The following is a 20,346-nucleotide window of genomic DNA, read 5'->3' as shown; positions in this document are numbered from 1 at the left end:
CCCGTCAGTAACCTCCCGCTCAACTCCCTTCCGCAGGAGCGTCAGAGGAGCCCAAGAGGAGCACAGAGGAGCACATATGCGACGACGCATCGTCCGGCTCAGAACCCTCACCGCCACCGCGGCACTCGCCCTGGCCGCGTCCCTGCTCGCACCGCAGCCGGGGGCGGCAGCCGACGAGCCGCCGCCGGCCGCCGACTACTGCGAAGGGCAGTGCGCGGACATCCTGCCGCCGGGTGCGAACGGCAACGCCACCCTCGCCGAGATCCTCGCCCACCGCGTCTTCGGCACCCGACCCGCCCACGCGGACGATCAGTTGGGCCCGTACGACGCACTCTCCTCCGGCTACCAGTCGCTCACCGACGACAAGCTGACCCAGTTCTTCAACGACGCCTCCTTCGGCGTCGCGGACGACCAGGTCGCCTCCGTCACCAAGCCGCGCGACGACGTGACGATCACTCGCGACAAGAAGTACGGCGTCCCGCACATCAAGGGCACGACCCGCTACGGCACCGAGTTCGGCGCGGGCTTCGCCGCCGGGCAGGACCGGCTCTGGCTCATCGACCTCTTCCGCCACATCGGCCGCGGCCAGCTGACCTCGTTCGCGGGCGGCGCGCCCTCCAACCAGGGCCTTGAGCAGCAGTTCTGGCCGCAGGCCCCGTACACGGAGAAGGACCTCGAAGATCAGGTCGAGTACATCAAGTCGACGCAGGGCGAGCGCGGCAAGCAGGCCATGGACGACGCGCAGGCCTATGTCGACGGGCTCAACGCCTACCGCGAGAAGTCCAAGAACGGCCGCTACTTTCCCGGTGAGTACGTCCTGACGGGCAAGATCGACGCGATCACCAACATCGGCGAGATCGAACCTTTCAAGGTCACCGACATGATCGCCCTCGCCTCCGTGGTGGGCGGGCTCTTCGGCAACGGCGGCGGGGGAGAGGTCGAATCCGCGCTCTCCCTCCTCAAGTCCCAGGAGAGGTACGGCGTCGAGAAGGGCACGAAGGTCTGGGAGTCCTTCCGCGCCCGCAACGACCCCGAGGCCGTCCAGACCATCCACGACGGCACGAGCTTCCCCTACGCGGGCAAGCCGGAGAACGCGCGCGGCACCGCGATGCCCGACCCGGGATCGGTCGAGCGCGAGCAGCTCGTGTACGACCGTGAGGGCGGGGCGAAGACCGGCGCCAAGGACCCGGTGCAGGCCCCCAAGAAGCTCAGGCCGCTGCAGGGCATGTACGACAAGGGCGTACTGCCATCGGACCTGTTCCAGCAGGACGGCCACAAGAAGGGCATGTCGAACGCCCTCCTCGTCTCCGGCAAGCACACCGCGAGCGGAAACCCCGTCGCCGTCTTCGGCCCGCAGACCGGCTACTTCGCACCCCAGCTGCTCATGCAGCAGGAGCTCCAGGGCCCCGGCATCAGCGCACGCGGCGTCTCCTTCGCGGGCGTCGGCATGTACGTCCAGCTGGGCCGCGGCCAGGACTACGCCTGGTCGGCCACCTCGGCAGGGCAGGACATCACGGACACGTACGCCGTCGAACTCTGCGAGCCGGGCGGCGGCGCGCCCACCAAGGACTCGACGGGCTATCTGTACCGGGGCACCTGCACCCCCATGGAGAAGCTGGAGCGCAAGAACGCCTGGAAGCCGACGGTGGCCGACTCCACGGCCGCGGGCTCCTACCGCATGCAGGTCTTCCGCACGAAGTACGGCGTCGTCACGCACCGCGCGAGCGTCGAGGGGAAGCCCGTCGCGTACGTCTCCTTGCGCTCCACCTACCGCCACGAGGCCGACTCGATCATCGGCTTCCAGATGCTCAACGACCCCTCGTACGTCAAGGACGCGTCGACGTTCAAGAAGGCCGCGCAGAACATCAGCTACGCCTTCAACTGGTTCTACGCCGACTCAACGGACGTCGCGTACTACAACAGCGGCGCCAACCCGGAGCGTGCGAAGGACATCGACCCCGCCCTGCCCGTCAAGGCCCAACAGGCCTATGAATGGCAGGACTTCGACCCCGGGAACAACACGTCGGCGCAGACTCCGCCCGCCGAGCACCCGCAGTCCGTCAACCAGGACTACTACATCTCCTGGAACAACAAGCAGGCCAAGGACTTCAGCACGGCGGGCTTCGGCGTGAGCGCCGTGCACCGCGGCGACCTGCTCGACGGACGGGTCAAGCAGCTCACCGAGGAGGGCGGCGTCACCCGCGCGTCCCTCACCCAGGCCATGTCCGAGGCGGCCGTCACCGATCTGCGCGGCGAACAGGTGCTGCCCGAGCTCCTCAAGGTGCTCCGCAGCAAGCCGATCACCGACCCGCAACTGGCCACGGCTGTACAGCAGTTGGATGCTTGGCGCAAGGCGGGCGCACAGCGCAACCAGACGGCGGCGGGCTCCAAGACGTACGCCCATCCCGACGCCGTGCGCGTCATGGACGCCTGGTGGCCGCTCCTGATCGAGGCCGAGTTCGAGCCGGGCCTCGGCAAGGACCTCTACGACGCGCTGACGGCGCAGCTCAGCACCGACGAGGCACCGTCCGCCGGGCACGGCCCGACCGGGTCGCACGCCGGATCGGCCTTCCAGTACGGCTGGTGGGGCTACGCCGACAAGGATCTGCGGGCGGTGCTCGGGCAGCCGGTCGAGGGGAAGCTCGGCGACGCCTACTGCGGGGAAGGGAAGCTGGACGCCTGCCGGGACGCCCTCCTGGCGACGCTCACACAGGCCGTGGCCAAGCCCGTCACCGAGGTCTACCCCGGTGACGCGAGCTGCGCGGCGGGCGACCAGTGGTGCGCGGACTCGGTCGTCCACCGGGCGCTGGGAGGCATCACGCACGGGCCGATCCAGTGGCAGAACCGGCCCACGTACCAGCAGGTCGTCGAATTCCCCAAGCACCGCTAGCGGCAGCGGAGTTCAGGCAAGGGTGATCCGCCCTGCGGCGAACACGACGCGCGCCAGTTCCTCATGGCAGATGTCGCTGTGCGCGCCGGAGGGCGGACCGCCGCGCCGCACCACCGGCGACGCGTCCACGCTCACGCACCCCTTGGCGGGGATCGCCCGGCCCAGTTTGACGCGCTTGGCGTCGTCGACGGCGCGGATCCCGTTGTAGCCGATGGCGCCCCAGCGCTCCCACAGGCCCAGGAAGGTCGAGGAGTCCCCTGCGATCTTCGAGGCGAGGGGGTAGATCTTGCCCAGGGCGTCGTCGTGGCGCGAGTAGCAGGACACCAACGGTCCTTCGATACGGCGCTGTACGCCGTGCAGCGCACCGGCACGGCGTGGGTCGTGCGGCAGTCGGTCGGAGAACGCGTAGTGCGAGAAGGCCCCTTGGAGCAGCGTCGTCGACTTCACGCCGCGCACCGACGCCGGCATCCCGCGCAGCGCGTACGACACGAGACGCGCGCCGAAGCTGTGCCCGATGAGATGCACCCGCAGCGCGGGCACCTCGCGGACAAGCAGCCCGATCGTGGGGCCGAGGCCCAGCTGGCCCACCGTGCCCGCCCGGCGCTTCATCGCGTAATAGCTGGCCTGGCGCAGGAGTTCGTGCGCCCCGTTCCAGAGCCGCCCCCGCAGGCTCCCGAAGAGTTCCTGCTGTCCCGTGCCCTCCATCGCGGCGGCGAACAGCTCGCACACCTCGACGGCGTCGTCGGTCAGCATGGCGGGCTCGCCGCTCCAGACGTCGTCGGCGAAGCGCCGTGCGGGGCTGTTCTCGTGCACGGCGACGAGATCGCGTACGTGGCGGCCGTACTCGTAGAGGCGGGACGCGACCTCGGAGCGCTCGGCCAACAGGGCGCCGATCCGCTCCAGTTCGGCGTCGTGGCCGGGGAACGTCGCGGCGAGCAGCCGCCGGGTCGGCTCGTCGAGCAGGGGACCCGCACCCGCGCCTGCGGCGGCAGCGGCGGAGGGCTCGAAGTCGGGGATCGGCTCGTCGGGGAAGCGGATCGCGGGCCAGATCACGCCCACGTATCCCAGACGTACGCCGGTGCCCGCGAGGCTTCGGCAGGGCGCGAAGAACCGCCGGTAGAGGTCGGTCGCCATGTCCTGGTCGTTGTTCCAGCCGTGCGCGAGGACCAGCAGATCCGTGACACGCTCGCGGGCCACCCCGGCGATGAGGCGGTCGCGCTGCGCGGTGTCGGCATCCCCGTCGGCGTCGAAGGTCAGTTCCCAGTAGGGCTCCACGCGGGCATCGTCCTGCGGCCCCGCACCTCTGACCAGAGTTCTCGCGTCGCTCGTCGCACGCGTGGGGCAGGTGCCGTCCCCCGGACGGCACCTGCCCCACGCGGTCACCGGCCGTCGGCTAGCCGGTGGCCTTCTGCCCCCGCGCGAAGCGGTTGACGGGCGGCAGCCAGCACAGCACGATCGCCGAGATGGCCGTGAACAGCGCCACGAGGCTCGTGATGAAGACCGAGTCGGGTTCGTAGTCGCCGAGGATCAGGAAGTGCGGGAACAGGGCGATCACGGCCGAGATCGTGATCAGGACACGGGCCCAGACGGCGGCGCTCTTGCGGACGGCGAGCGCGAAGATCAGCAGGCAGACCGCGGTGAATATCGCGAAGCCTGCACGGGCGGACAGCGTGCCCGCGCGGTCGCTGATCATCTCGTCCCAGATGGGACCCGACAGGGCCTTGATGTCCGCCGCGGACGTCCCCGATGGCAGTCCGACGACGTCCGGGTGGTCCTGGATGACGTCGTTGATGTTCTCCTCGGCCATGTCCTCGCCGCCGGCGAAGACGAGGACGGCGCCGATGATGGCGGCGACCGCGGAGAGAAGTGTGGTCCACACCAGAGCGGTGAGGGTGCCGGGTCGCCTGACCGCGCGGCCCGAGCGGCCCGATGGGCCCGCGGGGTGGGGACCGTGATGCGCGGGTGCGGCCTGGTAATGGCTCACGAGCGTAAGTCTCCTTGGAGATGATTGGTCGAGCGGGATTGGCTCGACCATTCCATGGGTACCGGGAACGCATCCAGGTTTTTCTGGAAGAAATCGCCAGATAATTTAGGGTGTTCTCCGGATCAGTTTCCGCGGCAGCTATGCTGCATTGCCGTAAAACACAAAGGAGTCGGAGAGCGAGTCGCCGAGCATGGCCTTATCCGGTCCGCAGCAGTACCCCACGGAGCTGCTGGACACCACGATGGATCAATTACGTACGCTGCTCGCCGTGCACGAGACGGGCACGGCGCTCGCCGCCGCCCGGCAGCTCGGGCGCGAGCAGTCCAGCGTGCAGAAGCAGCTGGACACGATGAACCGCACCTTCGGAGCGCTGTGCGGAGAAGCCCTCGTCCTGAAGCGGGGGCGCGGCAAGGACGTCCTGTTCACCCCCACCGGAGAGACCCTCGTCGACCTGGCAAGGCGCACCCTCGGCCAGTGGACGGACGGTCTGCACGACGCGCGCCGCCGCCTCGGGCGCACCCTGTCGGTCGGCTCCACCCGCTACACGCTGGGGTTTCTCCTGGACGCCGTGGAGCGCGTGAGCGACGCCTACGAACGCCGCGGCGTCGATCTGAAGGTCACCCATGTCCGCACCGGGGACCTCTTCACCAAGCTGCGGAGCAAGGAACTCGACCTGGTCTGCGGCAGTGTCGTGGTCATCGAGGGCGAGGAGGCGGAGCTCGATCCCTACGAGGTCATCGAGTGGCGGCGCAGCGGACTCTCGCTGCTCACCAACCTGCCCGACGACCGCCTTCCGGGCCCTTCGGTCGGCGCGAGCGAGCTGCCCAAGCTGCCGCTCGTGGTGTCGGCAGGCGGTCTGATCGGCCGCTTCCTCACCTCCTGGTACGGCGCCGACTACCGCAAGGAGCTGTCCATCGCCGCCGAGATAGAGGCCGCGCACTACGGCTTCGAGCTGCTGCGCTCCGGCGTGGTGAGTGGGGCGATGCTGGTCACGCGGGGCATCGCCGAGGCCGCCGAGAGCGGCAGCCTCCCGGAGGCCGGGGGGCTGCGGCGGCTCGACGTCATCGGCGACGCGGGCCCGCGGACCGAGGTGCTCGTCGGTGTGTTCACGCGGCGGGGCGACCGCGATTCCTACGATTCGGGGCATCCCTTGAACCTGCTCTGGGACGCGCTCTCCAAGGAGAATGAGCGATGGTGGCTCAGCCGCTGAATTCTCCATTCCGTATATGACCGGAGTATGTGGTCTAGACGTGTGGAGAATTCACCTTCCGCGTGCTTCGCATTGCCTTTATTCGGTTATGCAAGGTCCCGTTCGCGGGTTTCCGGCAGCGCGAGCACACACACCAGGGACACAACCGCCATGGCGCTCACGTACCAGCGCCCAGGTTGTAGGCGAGCGAGGCGCCCGAGTAGCGCATGTATCTGCCGAACAGCTCCGGCAGATAGGCGCCCATCGGTCCGTAGACCACGCCCATGCAGAACAGCGCACCGCCGATGGCCAGCGCCATGAGCACCGGCAGGAACGGCACGCACCAGCCCCAGCTGCGGAACGCGTCGTCGGAGAGGACGGCGGACAGCAGCCAGAAGACACCCGTCGCCGCGAAGAACCCTACGGACGGGCCGAGTTGGGGGAACGCCGCGCAAAGACCGCGCTTCTTCTTCGGCGCGTGCTCCACCGCGAGCAGCGCGGCGCCGCCCCACTCGCCGCTGTGCACGAGCGGCACTCTCACGTTGGATGTATGGGCCAGTCAATACCTGGGACGGCCGTCCCGGTCATGGGGACTGGCGGTGAGCTGCGGTAACGCGCTGCAGGTGGATGAGAATGTCGTGCGAGGGGGCGAGGCGGATCTTGTACGGGCCGTCCGGGTGCACGTTCCCGATGCTGCGGGTCGGCCGGGCCTTGCTCAGCCATGCCTGGGTCCGGTCCGGCAGCGCGCGCATGTCTACGAAGTAGTCGTCGTGGCGCACCTTGTCGAGCGTGTACTCGTTCATGCCGCGCGTCGCCGGGCCCACGGAGCGGGGCTGCCACGCTTTGGAGTCCGCGCTCTGGGCCATGAACGACCCCTGGTCGAAGGTGAATCCGATGCTCGTGTACCGCTCGCCGAGCCGGTCGCGCAGGAAAGCGCCCTGCATCTTCGGGTAGCGGGAGTCGTAACTCTCGTACGAGACATGCGCGTTGTGCGCCGACAGGAGCACCTTGTCGCCCGTGTTCCGCTGCCACCAAGCGGTGTTCTCCGCCATCAGCCGGTCGCGGTACAGCATGGCTTCCTTCGCGCCCTCGGGGGTGTCCAGGGGGAGGGCGTAGATGGTGGCGGTCTGCGAGAGGGACCGGGCATGCTGCAGTGCCCACGTGAACTTCTCGCTGGAGCGGGCCGGCCGGCGATTCTTCAGGAGATCGAAGGCCTCCCGCGCCTGCCGGGCCAGCTTCCGGCGTTCCTTCAACGGCCTGCCCATGTACGTGTCCCCGTCCGCGAGGCGGCGGATCGGCGCGTACAGCTCGGTGATCCTCGGCAGCAGATCGGGTTCGTGCGAGCGCACATAGTCGGTCACCCCGCCGAACAACTCCTCGCCCAGCTCCGGGTAGTTGAGGTCGTTGCCCATGAACCGCAGCTCGCGCTCCGGGTGGCGGTCGTTATAGGCGCGCATCCAGGTGAGCAGCTCGACATACTCCTCCGTGTCCCAGGGCGTCTTCGCCAACTCCTGGTGGACGAGCTCGCGCACGTCGCCCTCGCCCCCGCGCACATACGCGTCGAAGCGCAGCCCCGTCGTCCAGCTGACCTCCTGCGCGAAGGTGGTGAAGCCCTTCTCCTCGACCAGATACCGGAACACCCGGTCCTTCATGGTGAAGAACTCGTGCGAGCCGTGCGTGGCCTCGCCGAGCCCCACCACCGATGCACCGCCCACCATCCGGCCCAGCGGCCGCAGATCCCTGGCGTCCCCGCCCGGATCGGTGGAGCGCAACGGGTGGGCCGCGCGCTCGATCGCCGGGACCGGATCCGCCGCCCGGGGCGTCGCGCCGACGGCCTGGGGAGCGAGCAGCGCCCCCGTCCCGACTGCCGTGACCAGCAGGAGCGGGACCCTTCGCCGCGTCACGCCTGTCATTGAGTACCTCCTCGAATCGCCCGTCATCAGCCGCACACCACGATTCCGGGCGGTCCGCCGCGCCACCATCCAGCAGGCACCCTTTCCCCGGTGGGGTCTGCTCCACCACGGCTTTGGCGTGTACGTTCTCCTCCATGGCGGAATTCGTACTAGTGGCGGGCGCGTGGCTCGGAGCGTGGGCCTGGGACGACGTGGCGCGGGAACTGCGGGCGGCCGGGCACGGCGCCCACCCGCTGACGCTCTCCGGCCTCGCCGACAAGCAGGGCGTGCCGGCCGGACAGCAGACCCATGTGCAAGACATCGTCGGCGAGGTGGAACGCCTCGGCCTGCGCGATGTCGTCCTCGTCGGGCACAGCTACGCGGGCATCCCCGTCGGCCAGGCCGCCGAGCTGATCGGCGACCGGCTCACCCGCGTGGTGTTCGTCGACTCCAACGTCCCGGTCGACGGCGAGTCGTTCGCCTCCGTGTGGTGGCAGGGCCAGGAGGTGTTCGAGGAGACGCTCGCCGAGAACGACGGCTGGTGGCCGCCCCCGGCCGCGGCCGACTTCGACGGGCAGGGGCTCGACAGCGAACAGGTCGCCCGGTTCGCGAGCGGCTCGACACCGCACCCCGGCGCCACACTCACCGAACCCGCGGAGCTCGCCCGACTGCTCGGCGAGCTCCCGGCGACGTACATCAAGTGCCTGCTCGACGGCCAGGAGCCGATGGACGACGTGGCCGAGCTGCTCAAGAGCGAGCGCTGGCGGCTCGTCGAGATGGACACCGGCCACTGGCCGATGTTCTCCCAACCCCGCGAACTGGCACGGATTCTGCACTCCAGCGTGTGGCCCTAGGGCCTGTCCGATGGGTCAGGCCGGTCTTCGCGCCGGGTGCCGATTCAGCAGGGCCGAGCGGGCCCTGGTGCGTGCAGCTGCAAGGCGGAGGAGGGCGACAACGCGGAGCGTTGGCAACCGACGACAACGCGGCAGATGGGCGTGCCAGGGGTCGCGACCCCGGCAGGACCCATCGGACAGGCCCTAGGGGTAGCGCAGATACCGGCGGCGCATCGCGCGGAAGTCCGCGAGGTCGTCCTGCCAGGCGGCCACCACCGCGTCCGTGTCCGCGCCCGCGTCGATCTGGGTGCGGACCCGGGTCGTGCCCGTGAGCTTGTCTATCCAGTTGTCGGAGCGCCAGGCGAAGCCGCTCCACACCTTCTTGGCGGTCACGAGCAGCGCGATGCCGGTGCGCACCGGGTCGTACGACTCCCGGTCGTGGACGTGGAGTTGGACGCCGCCGATCGTCTTGCCCTGGAACTTGGAGAACGTCGGCGCGAAGTACGCCTCCCTGAAGTGCACGCCGGGCAGGTCGAGTTCGTTCACGGCCGCCGCCCACTTGCGGTCGATGCCCTCCGCGCCGAGGAGCTCGAAGGGGCGGGTCGTGCCGCGCCCCTCCGAGAGGTTCGTGCCCTCGAAGAGGCAGGTGCCGCTGTAGACCAGGGCCGTGTCGGGCGTCGGCATGTTCGGGCTCGGCGGCACCCACGGAAGACCGGACGCGTCGTAGAAGTCCGAGCGCTTCCACCCCGTCATCCGCACCGTTTCCAGCTCGACGGGGCGCTCCAGGAACTCGCCGTTGAAGAGGAGCGCCAGCTCCGTCACCGTCATCCCGTGCGCCTGCGCGATCGGCTGCCGCCCGACGAACGTCGCGAACTCCTTGTGCAGGACGGGCCCGTAGGCGCCGCGCCCCGTCACCGGATTCGGCCGGTCGAGGACGCAGAGGCGCTTGCCCGCGAGTTCGGCCGACTCCATGCAGTCGAAGAGCGTCCAGATGTACGTGTAGAAGCGCGCGCCCACGTCCTGGATGTCGAAGACGATCGTGTCGACCCCGGACGCGGTGAAGATGTCGGCCAGCGCCTTGCCGCTCTTCTGATACGTGTCGTAGACGGGAAGACCGGTCGCCGGATCGTCGTAGCGCCCCTCGGAACCGCCCGCCTGCGCCGTCCCCCGGAATCCGTGCTCGGGCCCGAACACCGCGACCAGATTCACCCGCTCGTCGGCGTACATGACGTCCACGATGTGGCGTACGTCCCTGGTGACACCGGTCGGATTGGTGACCACGCCGACCCGCTCACCGTCGAGCGGCGCGTAACCGTCGGCCGCAAGGCGCTCGAAGCCGGTGCGCAGCCGCCGCCCGCCGCCCGAACCGCCCCCCTCGGCGGAAGCGGCGGAGGCGGGGGAGGCCGCGGTCAGGGCGGTCGCGGTGGTGGCGGCCAGCAGGCCGCGTCTGGACAGGCTGCGTCGGGACAGGTTCATGCAGAGACCTCCGTGAGCGCGGTGGCTGCCATGGCCACGCACGCTAGCGCGCGGACCCCCCGCGGGGAACGAATCCGGCTGGACGACCCCCTTCCGCCATCACATACCGACTGGTTAGTCTGCGATCACAGCGGAGCCGCAGCCGAAGGAGACCGATCGTGGAGACCCTGCAGGACAAGGGAGTTGTCGTCACCGGCGCCGGAGGCGGCATCGGGGCCGCGCTGGCCCTCCGGTTCGCCGCCGCGGGGGCGCGCGTCGTCGTCAACGACCTGGACGCCGCCAAGGCCGAGGCGGTGGCGGGCGAGATCGGCGCCGTCGCCGTTGCCGGCGACGCGTCTGCGGTTGTGGCCGAGGCCAGAGAGGCACTCGGCGGCACCGTCGACGTGTACTGCGCCAACGCGGGCCTCGGCTCCGGCGGCTCGGAGGCCGCACCGGAAGAGGTCTGGGCGACGGCCTGGGACGTCAACGTCATGGCCCACGTCCGCGCGGCGCACGAACTCCTCCCCGGCTGGCTGGAGCGCGGCAGCGGCCGCTTCGTCTCCACCGTCTCTGCGGCCGGACTGCTCACCATGATCGGCGCCGCGCCCTACAGCGTCACCAAGCACGGCGCGTACGCCTTCGCCGAATGGCTCTCGCTCACCTACCGCCACCGAGGGATCAGCGTCCACGCGATCTGCCCGCAGGGCGTGCGCACGGACATGCTCGCCGCCACCGGCAGCGCGGGCGACCTCGTGCTCACGCCCACCGCGATCGAACCCGCGGACGTCGCCGACGCGCTCTTCTCCGGGATGGCCGAGGACCGCTTCCTGATCCTGCCGCACCCCGAGGTCGCCGAGTACTACCGGATCCGCGCCGCCGAACCCGACAAGTGGCTGACGGGCATGAACCACATCCAGCAGAAGTGGGAGGCGACGGAGCGGTGAGCGCGTCCCCGAAGCCCACCGGCGCCTCGACCTCCGGCGCCTCGACCCCCGACGCCTCGACCCCCGGCGCCTCGATATACGACGCCAAGCCCTGGCTCGGCCGCCTCAACGAAGCCCAGCGCGGGCCCGTCGAGCCCGCCGACTCCCTCGTGCACACCTTCCGTGCGGCCCTCGCCAGGGCCCCCGAGCACACGGCCCTCGCCTACTTCGACGGCCGCCTCAGCTACCGCGAGGTGGACGCCCTCACCGACTCCGTCGCCGGACACCTGGCCGCGCGCGGGCTCGCGCGCGGCGACCGGGTCGCGATCCTGCTGCAGAACACACCGCACTTCGTGATCGCGCTGCTCGGCGCGTGGAAGGCGGGCGCCACGGTCGTGCCGGTCAACCCCATGTACAAGACGGCGGAGGTCGGGCACGTCCTCGCGGACGCCGACGTGACCGCGCTGATCTGTGCGGACCGCGCATGGGAGACGTATCTGCGCGAGACGGCCGCCGCCTCTCCCGTACGCATCGTGCTCACCGCCTGCCAGCTCGACCTGCAGAGCCGCGACGACGCCCGGGTGCTCGACTTCGAGCGCCTGCCGCAGGCCGCCGACGCCGAGGACCTCGTGACGGTCGCCCGCCAGGGACTCCCGGCCCCGTCGGACCGTGAACTCGGCCCGTCCGACGTCGCGTTGATCAGCTACACGTCGGGGACCAGCGGCACCCCCAAGGGCGCCATGAACACCCACGGCAACATCACCTACAACGCCGAGCGGCAGCGCACCGGCTCCGGCATCCCCGAAGGCGCCTGCTACTTCGCGATGGCGCCGCTCTTCCACATCACCGGCATGGTCGCGCAGATCGCCGGCTGCATCGCCAACGCGGGCACCCTTGCCCTCGCCTACCGCTTCGACGCCGGAGTGGTCCTCGACGCCTTCGCCGAGCACAGGCCCGCGTACACCGTGGGCCCCTCCACGGCCTTCATGGCGCTTGCCGCCCACCCCTCCGTCACGCGCGAGCACTTCGAATCCTTCGCGATGATCTCCTCGGGCGGTGCGCCGCTGCCGCCCGCCCTGGTGGAGAAGTTCGCCGCGGGCTTCGGGCCCTACCTCCACAACGGCTACGGCCTCACCGAGTGCACCGCCCCCTGCGCCTCCGTGCCGCCCGGCCTCAAGGCGCCGGTCGACCCGGTGTCGGGCACCCTCGCCGTCGGCGTACCGGGTCCGGAGACGGTCGTACGGATCGTCGACGACTTCGGCAAGGACGTGCCCTTCGGGGAGCAGGGCGAGATCGCCGTGCGCGGCCCGCAGGTCGTCCCCGGCTACTGGCAGCGCCCCGACGCCACCGACGAGGCCTTCCCGGACGGCGAGCTGCGCACCGGCGACATCGGCTTCATGGACGCCCAGGGCTGGCTCTACGTGGTGGACCGCAAGAAGGACATGATCAACGCGTCCGGCTTCAAGGTCTGGCCCCGCGAGGTGGAGGACGTCCTCTACACCCACCCCGCGGTCCGCGAGGCGGCGGTGGTCGGCGTCCCCGACAGCTACCGGGGAGAGACCGTCAAGGCGTACGTGAGCCTGCGGCCGGGGGCCGAAGAGGCGCCGGAGGAGTTGGCGGACTACTGCAAGGAGCGGCTCGCGGCGTACAAGTATCCGCGGGCCGTCGAGATCCTGCCGGAGCTCCCGAAGACGACAAGTGGGAAGATCCTCCGGCGGGAACTGCGTTCTCGTACCAACAACAGCAAGTGACATCGGAAGGAAGGTGGCGGCAGTGGCCAGGACGACGGACGGTGACGGTACGCCCGTCCCTCAGCGGCTGCTCGCCGCCGCAACGCGGCTCTTCGCCGACCGCGGCTACGACCGCACATCGGTGCAGGAGATCGTGGAGTCGGCAGGCGTCACCAAGGGTGCGCTCTACCACTACTTCGGCTCCAAGGACGATCTCCTGCACGAGGTGTACGCGCGCGTGCTCCGCGTCCAGCAGGAGCGCCTCGACGCGTTCGCGGACGCCGACGCACCCATCGAGCAGCGGGTGCGGGACGCGGCGGCCGACGTCGTCGTCACGACGATCGAGAATCTCGACGACGCGTCGATCTTCTTCCGCTCCATGCACCACCTCAGCCCGGAGAAGAACAAGCAGGTGCGGGCCGAGCGCCGCCGCTACCACGAACGGTTCCGCGCGCTGATCGAGGAGGGCCAGGAGGCCGGCGTCTTCTCCAAGGAGAGCCCGGCGGACCTGGTGGTGGACTACCACTTCGGCTCGGTCCACCACTTGTCCACGTGGTACCGCCCGGACGGCCCGCTCACCCCGCAGCAGGTCGCCGACCACTTGGCGGACCTGCTGCTGAGGGCGCTGCGGCCGTAGGGCTTACAGGTACTTCTTCAGCTCGCGCCGCGCCAGCGACCTCTGGTGCACCTCGTCCGGCCCGTCCGCCAAGCGCAACGTCCGTGCCGCCGCCCACAGTTCAGCGAGCGGGAAGTCCTGACTTACGCCACCCGCGCCATGCAGCTGGACGGCCTGGTCGAGGATGCCGACGACAGTCCGCGGCGTGGCGATCTTGATGGACTGGATCTCCGTGTGCGCGCCCTTGTTGCCCACGGTGTCCATCAGCCAGGCGGTCTTGAGCACGAGCAGCCGCAGCTGCTCCACGGCGACCCGGGCGTCCGCGATCCACTCCTGGACGACGCCCTGCTGGGCGAGCGGCTTCCCGAAGGCCGTACGCGCCACGGCCCGCTTGCACATCAGCTCGATGCCCCGCTCGGCCATGCCGATCAGCCGCATGCAGTGGTGGATACGGCCAGGACCGAGCCGCGCCTGGGCGATGGCGAAACCGCCGCCCTCCTCGCCGATCAGGTTCGAGACGGGGACGCGTACGCGGTCGAAGACGACCTCGGCGTGACCGCCGTGGTAGTGGTCCTCGTACCCGTACACCCGCATGGCGCGCCGGACTTCGAGGCCCGGAGTGTCCCTGGGCACAAGGACCATCGACTGCTGCCGACGGATGTCGGCGCCGTCCGGATCGGTCTTGCCCATCACGATGAAGACCTTGCAGTCCGGGTTCATCGCCCCGGAGATGTACCACTTGCGCCCCGTGATGACGTACTCTCCCCCACTCTCGGCTCCGCTCGAGTGGGAGGTGCCCCCCTCATCGCGCTCGATGAGCGTGGTGATGTTCGTGGCGTCCGACGAGGCCACCTCCGGCTCGGTCATCGCGAGCGCCGAGCGGATCTCACCGGCGAGCAGCGGCTCCAGCCACTGCTTCTTGTGCTCGTCGGAGCCGAACTGGCTGAGCACCTCCATGTTGCCGGTGTCCGGGGCCGCGCAGTTCAGCGCGGTGGGCGCCAGCTGCGGGGAGCGTCCGGTGATCTCGGCGAGGGGCGCGTACTGGAGATTCGTCAGCCCGGCCCCGTGCTCGGCATCCGGCAAGAAGAGATTCCACAGGCCCTGCCTGCGCGCCTCGGCCTTCAGCTCCTCCACGATCGCGGGCGTCTCCCACGGCGATGCAAGACCGGCCCGCTGCTCGTCGGCGATCGCCTCGGCCGGGTAGACGTGCTCGTCCATGAAGGCGAGCAGCTTGGCGCGCAGCTCTTCGGTGTGCGCGTCGTAGGCGAAGTCCATGGCGGGCTCAGCCTTCCTTTCGTTCCTGGAGCGTGGTGAGGCCGTGCTCGATGAAGACGGGGACGAGCTCGCCGATGCGGTCGAAGCCCGCGCCGACCGTCTGGCCGAGCGTGTAGCGGTAGTGGATGCCCTCCAGGATCACGGCGAGCTTGAACCAGGCGAACGCCGTGTACCAGTCGACCGCCGACACGTCGCGCCCCGAGCGCGCGGCGTACCGCTCGACCAGTTCGGCGGCCCTCGGGTGTCCGGGGGCGCCCGCCGTGGTGCTGATGGGGGAGTTCGGCAGCTCGAGCCGGGTGCTGTACATGACGAGCAGGCCCAGGTCGGTGAGCGGATCGCCGAGCGTGGACATCTCCCAGTCGAGGATCGCCTTGATCTTGTCGTCCGGGCCGATCAGGACGTTGTCGAGACGGTAGTCGCCATGTACGACGGTGGCCGCGGGGGAGGCGGGCAGCTTGCGGCCGAGCGCCGCGTGCAGCTCGTCGATCCCCGCCAGGTCCCTGTTCCGCGAGGCGTCGAGCTGCTTGCCCCAGCGGCGCAGCTGCCGGTCGAGGAAACCGTCGGGCCGCCCGAAGTCACCGAGGCCGACCGCCGCGGGATCCACGGAGTGCAGGTCGACGAGGGTGTCGACGAGGCCGTTGACGGCGGCCCGGGTGCGCTCGGCGCCCAGCGGGGCCAGCTCGTCGGCCGTGCGGTACGGGGTGCCGTCCACGAAGTCCATCACGTAGAAGGGCGCCCCGATCACGGAGTCGTCCTCGCAGAGCAGCACCGGCTTCGGCACCGGTACGTCCGTGGGGTGCAGGGCGCTGATCACTCGGTGCTCGCGCTTCATGTCGTGCGCGGTGGCGAGGACATGCCCGAGCGGCGGACGCCGTACGACCCAGCGCGTGGTGCCGTCCGTCACGGCGTACGTGAGGTTCGACCGGCCGCCCTCGATCAGCCGGGCGGTGAGCGGTCCGCCCACCAGGCCCGGCCGTTCGCGGTCCAGATGGCCGCGCAGCTGGTCGAGATCGAGGCCTGGCGGGTGGTCTGGGCTCATCTTCGCTCCTGATCGGACGTTCGACGTCGAGTACTGTGCCGGTCTTAATGATGCCGACCAGTCGGTATGTCGTCCAGAGCGTGGCGGGAACGTGATCAGGATCGCGGTGGCGCGAACGGCCCCCGACGCGCCGATCCCCCGCCACAGACTGCCAGTTGGTGTCCGTGCAGGGGAAGGCGGCAGGTCGCTCGGGCCGCTGTGGGCCTCAGTGGTCGTCCCAGTGGCCGTCGTGCGGCGCGTGCCGGTGGCCGTCGTGGAGGTAGTCGACGTGGTCGCCGTGCAGGACCGACGTGTGCCCGCAGCCCTCGCCGTGCCGGTGGTCGTGCCCCTCGTGGATGGCGTGCTCGCTGGGCTCGCACTCGTCGTAGTGCCCGGAGTGCAGGCGGTGCATATGACCGTCGTGCGCGTAGTCGACATGGTCGCCGTGCGGCACCTCCGGGTGCCCGCAGGCCGGGCCGTGGATGTGCTCGTGCACCGGGTGCTGGTGATGAAGCTGGGTCATGACGCGTACACCTTCTGTGGGAGGGGATGACCCTCTCAGGCTAGCCCTCGATGCCCCTTTGATGGAGATATGGAAGCATTGTTGATGTTTCCATCACCGCACGACGGCACCCCTGTAAGGGCGATCCCACGAAGGCGATCCCATGAAGGCGATCAGCTACCGCCGGTACGGCGGACCCGAAGTCCTCGAGTACGGCGATGTCCGCGACCCGAAGGTCGGCCCCGACTCCGTCCTGGTGAAGGTCCGCGCCGCGTCCGTGAACCCCGTCGACTGGAAGTGCCGCGAGGGTCACCTCGACGCCATCCTCGACCCCGTCTTCCCGGTGATCCCCGGCTGGGACGTCGCGGGCGTGGTGGTGCAGCCGGGCGCGTCCGTGCCGGAGTTCTCGGTGGGGGACGAGGTCATCGGGTACGTACGCGAGGACTTCCTCTCCCGCGGCACCTTCGCCGAGTACGTCGCCGCCCCCGTGCGCACCCTCGCCCGCAAGCCGCGCAATCTGACCTTCGAGGAGGCGTCGGGCCTGCCGCTGGCCGGGCTCACCGCCTACCAGGTGATCACCAAGGCGCTCGCCGTGACGGAGGGCGACGTGGTGCTCGTGCACGCCGCGGCCGGCGGCGTCGGCTCGCTCGCCGTCCAGCTCGCCCGGCACGCGGGCGCCCGTGTCATCGGCACCGCGAGCGAGTCCAACCACGCCTACCTGCGCGAACTCGGAGCGGAGCCGGTCACCTACGGAGAGGGCCTGGCCGGGCGGGTGCGGGAGCTGGCGGCGGAGGGGGTGGACGCCGCCTTCGACACGGTCGGCGGTGACGCCCTCAAGGCGTCCGCCGAGGTCCTCGCGCCGGGTGGCCGCCTCGCCTCGATCACGGACCCCGCGGTGATCGGCCTGGGCGGCGACTACTGCTGGGTGCGCCCCGACGCCGACGACCTGCAGCGCCTGGCGCAGCTCGCGGAGCAGGACGTCGTCACGGTCCATGTCTCCGAGACGTTCCCGCTGGAGCGGGCTGCCGAAGCGCACCGGCTGAACGCGGAGGGCCGCACCCGGGGCAAGATCGTCGTGACGGTGGACTGGACGGACTGAGGATCCCCCCGGCCCCGGGGGCTCAGAGCACCATCGCCGTCGCGCACACCGCGAGCGCCATCGTGCACAGCGTCGCCGTCGCCGCCGCCCGCCGCGTGAGCGGGCTCGGCCTGCTCGTGGCGGACAGGGCGGTGAGCCTGCGGTGCGCCACCGCGAGGAAGCCGAGCCAGAGCAGCAGGCACAGGGCGCAGGCGACCACGGACAGTGCGGTGGTGCCGTGGTGCAGCGCCGCCCGAGCCGCGAGGACCGCCGCGACGGTGCAGGACAACGTCGTACGCCGCCACGCGAGGCGCGTGCGCTCCGGCTGCAGCCCCGGATCGCGGACGGCGGCCTGATCCGTCACCCTTCCCACCCGAAGAGCACGATGACGACCATGGCAAGGGCCACCACCGCGACGGACAGGCTGAGGAGAGTCGGGAAGCGCGACACGGGCAGATCCTCGCCGCGCCGCATCGCCCGCTCGCAGCGCACCCAGTGGTTGACCGCCCGCAGCGAGCAGAGCACACCCGCGGCGAGCAGCGCGAGGGCGAGCCCGATGCGCCACCCCCAGCGCAGGTCCGGCAGGAACTGGTCCACCGCGAAACCCCCGCCGATCAGGGCGAGCGCGGTGCGCAGCCAGGCGAGGAAGGTGCGCTCGTTGGCGAGCGAGAAGCGGTAGTCGGGGGTGTCGCCCTCCTCGCGGATCCGCTCGGGGGCGAACCACAGGCGCAGGCTCTGTACGAAATTGCTCACCCGCCGCACACTAGCCCGCACCCCCTCGCCCTACCTCGCGCGGAACTCCCGCAGCCGTTCGAAGGCGGCGAGCCCGTCCGGCGTCCACTCCCACTCGTCGAGCCGCCGCTCCAGCTCGTCCTCCGTGAGGAAGGCGTGCCAGGCGACCTCCTCGACCTGCGGACTCACCGGCAGCTCGCAGACCACCTCGTAGAGGTACGACCACCAGGAGTGCCCCGCGCCGTCGTCGTACAGGAACTTGAACAGCGGGGTCGGCTGCGGAAGTCCGCTGACCCCCAGCTCTTCCTGCGCCTCGCGCAGCGCGGCGTCGTCGTAGGACTCACCGGCGCCGACGACCCCGCCGACGAACATGTCGTAGAGGGAGGGGAAGACAAGCTTGGTGGGCGTCCGGCGGTGCACGAACACCCGGCCCTCCGTGTCCCGCGCGAGGATGAACGCGCAGCGATGGCGCAGGCCCCGCGCATACGCCTCACCGCGCGGGGCCTCGCCGATGACCTCGTCGTTCTCGTCGACGATGGCCAGGATCTCGTCGCGGGGGTCGGCTTGCCCCGATGGCACGTCAGTCATGCCGACCATCCAACCTCACTGCCCCATGACGTACTTCACGGTGGGGCCCGCGGTCCAGCCGCCGTCGACGGCGATCTCTGCGCCCGTCACGTACGAGGCGGCGTCCGACAGGAGGAAGACCATGGCGCCGGCGATCTCGTGCGGCTCGCCGACCCGGCCCATCGGGGTGTTGGGGTACTTGCCCTCGCCCTTCTCGATGCCGACCTGGGCGGTCATCGGGGTGTACGTCATGCCCGGGTGGACGGAGTTGACGCGGATCCGGGAGGTCCCGAGCTCCACCGCACCGATCTTGGTGAGGCCGCGCACGCCCCACTTGGAGGCGCCGTAACCGGCGGTGAGAGCGAGGCCCATCAGACCGGCGGCGGAGGAGATGTTGACGATCGACCCGCCCCCGTTCTCCTTCATCGCCGGGATGACACTCTTCATCCCGATGAAGACACCGGTGAGGTTGATGTCGAGGACCTTGCGGAAGTGCTCGACCGACTCCGACTCCAGGAACCGGCCGGTGGATATCCCGGCGTTGTTCACCAGACCGTGGATCCCGCCGAACTCGGCGACCGCGAACTGGACGACGCGCTGCCAGTCCTCCTCGGACGACACGTCGTGGTGCGCGAAGCGGGCGCGCTCGCCGAGATCGGCGGCGGTGGCCTTGCCCTCGTCGTCGAGCACGTCCGTCAGGACGACGTCGGCGCCCGCCGCGACGGCCTGCCGCGCGGCCTCGGCGCCGAGGCCGCGGGCGGCGCCGGTGATGATGACGGTCCTGCCGGTGAGATCGTGCAGTTCGCTCATGGTTCTCTCCGCGGGGTGGGGGCCCCGAGCAGGGCCGTGGTGGTCTCGACGAGATCCGCGAGGAAGAGCGGCTCGTCGGTCAGGGGGGTGGTGCCGGCCAGGTACTGGCGGGCCCGGTCGCCCATGGCGGCGCCGATGAGGGTGAGCGCGAGATCGAGCCGCTCGAGCCGTACCGGCTCGGGGAGCGCGGCCACGTCCGCCAGACAGTCCTCCACACGGCGGATCAGCTCCCAGTAGACGGTGCCGTCGATGGTGGGGTGCGGGGTCCGGGTGCGTACGCCGCTCTCGTGGCTGAGCTGGGCGGAGATGCGCAGGCAGCGGCGGCCCCGCTCCGTGCGGAGCTCGGTGGCTTCGGCGTTCACCAGGGCGGTGAGGAGGCGGGGGAGGGTGTCGGGCGCGTCCCCGAGCTCTGCGAGCTCGGCCTCGAGGACCTTCTCGGTCCGCGTCTGCCGGGCGGCCATCACGGCGTCGAGCAGCCCTGCGCGTGAGCCGAAGTGGTACTGGACGGCAGAGGGATTGCTCTGCCCGGCGATCCGCACGATGTCCCGAAGCTGCGCACCGTCCACGCCCTGAGCGGCGAAGACTTCTTCCCCGGCACGGATCAGCTTCTCCCGGGTGTCGGGTCCTGAGGTCCTGGCCATGGGGTGATTGTAATGCTGCCCATTATTAAAAGGCGAGAGAGAGTCCCCAACCCCACCCCTTCCCGGCTGTGACATGTGCGGCTCCGCCGAGTTCGTCCTCAAACGCCGGACGGGCTCGAAGACCTGCCAATGGGTGGGGGGCAAGTGCCGGGTTTCGGGCGGGTGGGCGGGAAACTCGCCGCGAAGCGGCGGTATGGCGGCGCGGCCGACG

20 protein-coding genes are annotated in these 20,346 nt (G+C 70.2%); 7 read left to right on the top strand and 13 right to left on the bottom strand.

The annotated features are described in order from the left end of the window. Positions 1-76 precede the first annotated feature (76 nt). On the top strand, positions 77-2,890 hold the full coding sequence (locus AB0O76_RS32225; protein ID WP_365498388.1) for a penicillin acylase family protein: 2,814 nt from the start codon (positions 77-79) through the stop codon (positions 2,888-2,890). A gap of 12 nt (positions 2,891-2,902) precedes the next feature. On the opposite strand, the gene AB0O76_RS32220 is transcribed toward AB0O76_RS32225, so the two are convergent. Beyond that, the gene (locus AB0O76_RS32220; RefSeq protein ID WP_365498385.1) at positions 2,903-4,165 is read right to left on the bottom strand and encodes a serine-threonine protein kinase; all 1,263 of its coding nucleotides are present in this window, start codon (positions 4,163-4,165) and stop codon (positions 2,903-2,905) included. 118 nt (positions 4,166-4,283) lie between these two features. Further along, positions 4,284-4,874 (bottom strand): hypothetical protein, encoded by a 591-nt coding sequence (locus AB0O76_RS32215; RefSeq protein ID WP_365498382.1) that lies wholly within the window; start codon positions 4,872-4,874, stop codon positions 4,284-4,286. A gap of 190 nt (positions 4,875-5,064) precedes the next feature. On the opposite strand from AB0O76_RS32215, the gene AB0O76_RS32210 reads away from it, so the two are divergent. Then, entirely contained in the window at positions 5,065-6,084 is a 1,020-nt protein-coding gene (locus AB0O76_RS32210) for a LysR family transcriptional regulator (protein ID WP_365498379.1), read from the top strand. 157 nt (positions 6,085-6,241) lie between these two features. Here the strand turns inward: AB0O76_RS32210 and AB0O76_RS32205 are convergent, their stop codons facing one another. Both AB0O76_RS32205 and AB0O76_RS32200 read right to left on the bottom strand, forming a co-directional pair. Continuing rightward, positions 6,242-6,604, bottom strand: coding sequence for an MFS transporter (locus AB0O76_RS32205; RefSeq protein ID WP_365498376.1), 363 nt, complete (start codon positions 6,602-6,604; stop codon positions 6,242-6,244). A 43-nt stretch (positions 6,605-6,647) separates the two neighbouring features. Then, entirely contained in the window at positions 6,648-7,976 is a 1,329-nt protein-coding gene (locus AB0O76_RS32200; RefSeq protein ID WP_365498373.1) for an erythromycin esterase family protein, read from the bottom strand. A 134-nt stretch (positions 7,977-8,110) separates the two neighbouring features. Between AB0O76_RS32200 and AB0O76_RS32195 the strand changes: the two genes are divergently transcribed. Beyond that, positions 8,111-8,809, top strand: a complete 699-nt coding sequence (locus tag AB0O76_RS32195; RefSeq protein WP_365498370.1) for an alpha/beta hydrolase — start codon at positions 8,111-8,113, stop codon at positions 8,807-8,809. A gap of 183 nt (positions 8,810-8,992) precedes the next feature. Here AB0O76_RS32195 and AB0O76_RS32190 read toward each other — a convergent pair whose 3' ends face one another. After that, positions 8,993-10,264 (bottom strand): DUF1343 domain-containing protein, encoded by a 1,272-nt coding sequence (locus tag AB0O76_RS32190; protein ID WP_365498367.1) that lies wholly within the window; start codon positions 10,262-10,264, stop codon positions 8,993-8,995. A gap of 155 nt (positions 10,265-10,419) precedes the next feature. Here AB0O76_RS32190 and AB0O76_RS32185 point away from each other — a divergent pair, with 155 nt between their 5' ends. The 3 genes from AB0O76_RS32185 (at position 10,420) to AB0O76_RS32175 (ending at position 13,533) form a co-directional block, all read left to right on the top strand. Further along, a complete protein-coding gene (locus tag AB0O76_RS32185) occupies positions 10,420-11,187 on the top strand; it encodes an SDR family oxidoreductase (protein ID WP_365498748.1) in 768 nt (255 codons plus the stop codon). A gap of 74 nt (positions 11,188-11,261) precedes the next feature. Next, on the top strand, positions 11,262-12,917 hold the full coding sequence (locus AB0O76_RS32180) for an AMP-binding protein (protein WP_365498745.1): 1,656 nt from the start codon (positions 11,262-11,264) through the stop codon (positions 12,915-12,917). Positions 12,918-12,939: 22 nt separating this feature from the next. Next, positions 12,940-13,533: a TetR/AcrR family transcriptional regulator gene (locus AB0O76_RS32175; RefSeq protein WP_365498364.1), complete on the top strand. Its 594-nt coding sequence runs from the start codon at positions 12,940-12,942 to the stop codon at positions 13,531-13,533. Between the two features lie 3 nt (positions 13,534-13,536). On the opposite strand, the gene AB0O76_RS32170 is transcribed toward AB0O76_RS32175, so the two are convergent. The 3 genes from AB0O76_RS32170 to AB0O76_RS32160 all read right to left on the bottom strand — a co-directional run bounded on the left by AB0O76_RS32170 (position 13,537) and on the right by AB0O76_RS32160 (position 16,328). Then, the gene (locus AB0O76_RS32170) at positions 13,537-14,787 is read right to left on the bottom strand and encodes an acyl-CoA dehydrogenase family protein (RefSeq protein ID WP_365498361.1); all 1,251 of its coding nucleotides are present in this window, start codon (positions 14,785-14,787) and stop codon (positions 13,537-13,539) included. A 7-nt stretch (positions 14,788-14,794) separates the two neighbouring features. Beyond that, positions 14,795-15,826, bottom strand: coding sequence for a phosphotransferase family protein (locus tag AB0O76_RS32165; protein WP_365498358.1), 1,032 nt, complete (start codon positions 15,824-15,826; stop codon positions 14,795-14,797). A 205-nt stretch (positions 15,827-16,031) separates the two neighbouring features. Further along, on the bottom strand, positions 16,032-16,328 hold the full coding sequence (locus tag AB0O76_RS32160) for a hypothetical protein (RefSeq protein WP_365498355.1): 297 nt from the start codon (positions 16,326-16,328) through the stop codon (positions 16,032-16,034). Positions 16,329-16,470: 142 nt separating this feature from the next. Between AB0O76_RS32160 and AB0O76_RS32155 the strand changes: the two genes are divergently transcribed. Next, positions 16,471-17,406: an NADP-dependent oxidoreductase gene (locus AB0O76_RS32155; RefSeq protein ID WP_365498352.1), complete on the top strand. Its 936-nt coding sequence runs from the start codon at positions 16,471-16,473 to the stop codon at positions 17,404-17,406. 22 nt (positions 17,407-17,428) lie between these two features. Here AB0O76_RS32155 and AB0O76_RS32150 read toward each other — a convergent pair whose 3' ends face one another. From AB0O76_RS32150 to AB0O76_RS32130, 5 genes are read right to left on the bottom strand one after another with little or no spacing between them, the layout of a single operon-like run. Next, positions 17,429-17,749, bottom strand: a complete 321-nt coding sequence (locus AB0O76_RS32150) for a DUF202 domain-containing protein (protein WP_365498349.1) — start codon at positions 17,747-17,749, stop codon at positions 17,429-17,431. After that, positions 17,746-18,138, bottom strand: a complete 393-nt coding sequence (locus AB0O76_RS32145) for a DUF202 domain-containing protein (protein ID WP_365498346.1) — start codon at positions 18,136-18,138, stop codon at positions 17,746-17,748. Before AB0O76_RS32145 ends, AB0O76_RS32150 begins: the two co-directional genes overlap by 4 nt. 30 nt (positions 18,139-18,168) lie before the next feature. Continuing rightward, positions 18,169-18,705: an NUDIX domain-containing protein gene (locus AB0O76_RS32140; RefSeq protein WP_365498343.1), complete on the bottom strand. Its 537-nt coding sequence runs from the start codon at positions 18,703-18,705 to the stop codon at positions 18,169-18,171. 15 nt (positions 18,706-18,720) lie between these two features. Further along, complete coding sequence (locus AB0O76_RS32135) at positions 18,721-19,485, bottom strand: glucose 1-dehydrogenase (RefSeq protein ID WP_365498742.1); 765 nt, start codon at positions 19,483-19,485, stop codon at positions 18,721-18,723. Between the two features lie 5 nt (positions 19,486-19,490). Beyond that, positions 19,491-20,135 carry a helix-turn-helix domain-containing protein gene (locus AB0O76_RS32130; RefSeq protein ID WP_365498340.1) on the bottom strand — a complete coding sequence of 215 codons (645 nt, stop codon included), beginning with the start codon at positions 20,133-20,135 and terminating at the stop codon, positions 19,491-19,493. Positions 20,136-20,346: the final 211 nt, after the last annotated feature.

Source organism: Streptomyces sp. NPDC086554 (assembly GCF_040686095.1).
GTDB lineage: Bacteria > Actinomycetota > Actinomycetes > Streptomycetales > Streptomycetaceae > Streptomyces.
The sequence above is the reverse complement of the archived record's forward strand: the minus strand, read 5'-3'. Positions and strand labels throughout refer to the sequence as shown.